General features: G+C 53.0%; 2 rRNA genes. Both read right to left on the bottom strand.

Going from position 1 to position 2,964, the window contains the following annotated elements:
* Positions 1-1,579: ribosomal RNA gene (locus tag BTA30_RS20645) — 23S ribosomal RNA — on the bottom strand; the annotation flags it as partial.
* A 120-nt stretch (positions 1,580-1,699) separates the two neighbouring features.
* Positions 1,700-2,964: ribosomal RNA gene (locus BTA30_RS20640) — 16S ribosomal RNA — on the bottom strand; the annotation flags it as partial.

Below are 2,964 nucleotides of genomic sequence, written 5' to 3'. Positions count from 1 at the left end.
CTCGCCATCACAGCTCAGCCTTTACGGGAAACGGATTTGCCTATTTCCCAGCCTAACTGCTTGGACGCGGATATCCAATACCGCGCTTACCCTATCCTCCTGCGTCCCCCCATTGCTCAAATGGTGAGGAGGTGGTACAGGAATATCAACCTGTTATCCATCGCCTACGCCTTTCGGCCTCGGCTTAGGTCCCGACTAACCCTGAGCGGACGAGCCTTCCTCAGGAAACCTTAGGCATTCGGTGGAGGGGATTCTCACCCCTCTTTCGCTACTCATACCGGCATTCTCACTTCTAAGCGCTCCACGAGTCCTTCCGGTCTCGCTTCACAGCCCTTAGAACGCTCTCCTACCACTGTTCGTAAGAACAGTCCGCAGCTTCGGTGATACGTTTAGCCCCGGTACATTTTCGGCGCAGAGTCACTCGACCAGTGAGCTATTACGCACTCTTTAAATGGTGGCTGCTTCTAAGCCAACATCCTGGTTGTCTAAGCAACTCCACATCCTTTTCCACTTAACGTATACTTTGGGACCTTAGCTGGCGGTCTGGGCTGTTTCCCTTTCGACTACGGATCTTATCACTCGCAGTCTGACTCCCAAGGACAAGTCTTTGGCATTCGGAGTTTGACTGAATTCGGTAACCCGGTAGGGGCCCCTAGTCCAATCAGTGCTCTACCTCCAAGACTCTTACCTTGAGGCTAGCCCTAAAGCTATTTCGGAGAGAACCAGCTATCTCCAGGTTCGATTGGCATTTCACCCCTACCCACACCTCATCCCCGCACTTTTCAACGTGCGTGGGTTCGGGCCTCCATTCAGTGTTACCTGAACTTCACCCTGGACATGGGTAGATCACCTGGTTTCGGGTCTACGACCACGTACTCATGCGCCCTATTCAGACTCGCTTTCGCTGCGGCTCCGTCTTTTCAAACTTAACCTTGCACGGGATCGTAACTCGCCGGTTCATTCTACAAAAGGCACGCCATCACCCGTTAACGGGCTCTGACTACTTGTAGGCACACGGTTTCAGGATCTATTTCACTCCCCTTCCGGGGTGCTTTTCACCTTTCCCTCACGGTACTGGTTCACTATCGGTCACTAGGAAGTATTTAGCCTTGGGAGATGGTCCTCCCGGATTCCGACGGAATTTCACGTGTTCCGCCGTACTCAGGATCCACTCAGGAGAGAACGAAGTTTTGACTACAGGGCTGTTACCTCCTATGGCGGGCCTTTCCAGACCTCTTCATCTACCTCGTTCTTTTGTAACTCCGTACAGAGTGTCCTACAACCCCAAGAGGCAAGCCTCTTGGTTTGGGCTGTTCCCGTTTCGCTCGCCGCTACTCAGGGAATCGCATTTGCTTTCTCTTCCTCCGGGTACTTAGATGTTTCAGTTCCCCGGGTCTGCCTTCTCATATCCTATGAATTCAGATATGGATACTGCTCCATTACGAGCAGTGGGTTTCCCCATTCGGAAATCTCCGGATCAAAGCTTGCTTACAGCTCCCCGAAGCATATCGGTGTTCGTCCCGTCCTTCATCGGCTCCTAGTGCCAAGGCATCCACCGTGCGCCCTTTCTAACTTAACCATTAAAAAGAATCACTACAGAAAATTCTTGTGAATGTCTANNTCCTTCAAAACTAAACAAGATCTAAACGCACCTGTCTATAAGACCGATAAGGTCTTATATTCCGTATAATATCCTTAGAAAGGAGGTGATCCAGCCGCACCTTCCGATACGGCTACCTTGTTACGACTTCACCCCAATCATCTGTCCCACCTTCGGCGGCTGGCTCCAAAAGGTTACCTCACCGACTTCGGGTGTTACAAACTCTCGTGGTGTGACGGGCGGTGTGTACAAGGCCCGGGAACGTATTCACCGCGGCATGCTGATCCGCGATTACTAGCGATTCCAGCTTCACGCAGTCGAGTTGCAGACTGCGATCCGAACTGAGAACAGATTTGTGGGATTGGCTGAGCCTCGCGGCTTCGCTGCCCTTTGTTCTGTCCATTGTAGCACGTGTGTAGCCCAGGTCATAAGGGGCATGATGATTTGACGTCATCCCCACCTTCCTCCGGTTTGTCACCGGCAGTCACCTTAGAGTGCCCAACTGAATGCTGGCAACTAAGATCAAGGGTTGCGCTCGTTGCGGGACTTAACCCAACATCTCACGACACGAGCTGACGACAACCATGCACCACCTGTCACTCTGCCCCCGAAGGGGAAGCCCTATCTCTAGGGGTGTCAGAGGATGTCAAGACCTGGTAAGGTTCTTCGCGTTGCTTCGAATTAAACCACATGCTCCACCGCTTGTGCGGGCCCCCGTCAATTCCTTTGAGTTTCAGTCTTGCGACCGTACTCCCCAGGCGGAGTGCTTAATGCGTTTGCTGCAGCACTAAAGGGCGGAAACCCTCTAACACTTAGCACTCATCGTTTACGGCGTGGACTACCAGGGTATCTAATCCTGTTCGCTCCCCACGCTTTCGCGCCTCAGCGTCAGTTACAGACCAGAGAGTCGCCTTCGCCACTGGTGTTCCTCCACATCTCTACGCATTTCACCGCTACACGTGGAATTCCACTCTCCTCTTCTGCACTCAAGTTCCCCAGTTTCCAATGACCCTCCCCGGTTGAGCCGGGGGCTTTCACATCAGACTTAAGAAACCGCCTGCGCGCGCTTTACGCCCAATAATTCCGGACAACGCTTGCCACCTACGTATTACCGCGGCTGCTGGCACGTAGTTAGCCGTGGCTTTCTGGTTAGGTACCGTCAAGGTACCGCCCTATTCGAACGGTACTTGTTCTTCCCTAACAACAGAGCTTTACGATCCGAAAACCTTCATCACTCACGCGGCGTTGCTCCGTCAGACTTTCGTCCATTGCGGAAGATTCCCTACTGCTGCCTCCCGTAGGAGTCTGGGCCGTGTCTCAGTCCCAGTGTGGCCGATCACCCTCTCAGGTCGGCTACGCATCGT

The sequence above is a fragment of the Bacillus swezeyi genome (genome assembly GCF_001969815.1).
Lineage (GTDB): Bacteria > Bacillota > Bacilli > Bacillales > Bacillaceae > Bacillus > Bacillus swezeyi.
Note: the sequence above shows the minus strand (reverse complement) of the source record. Positions and strands in the feature narration are given on the sequence as shown.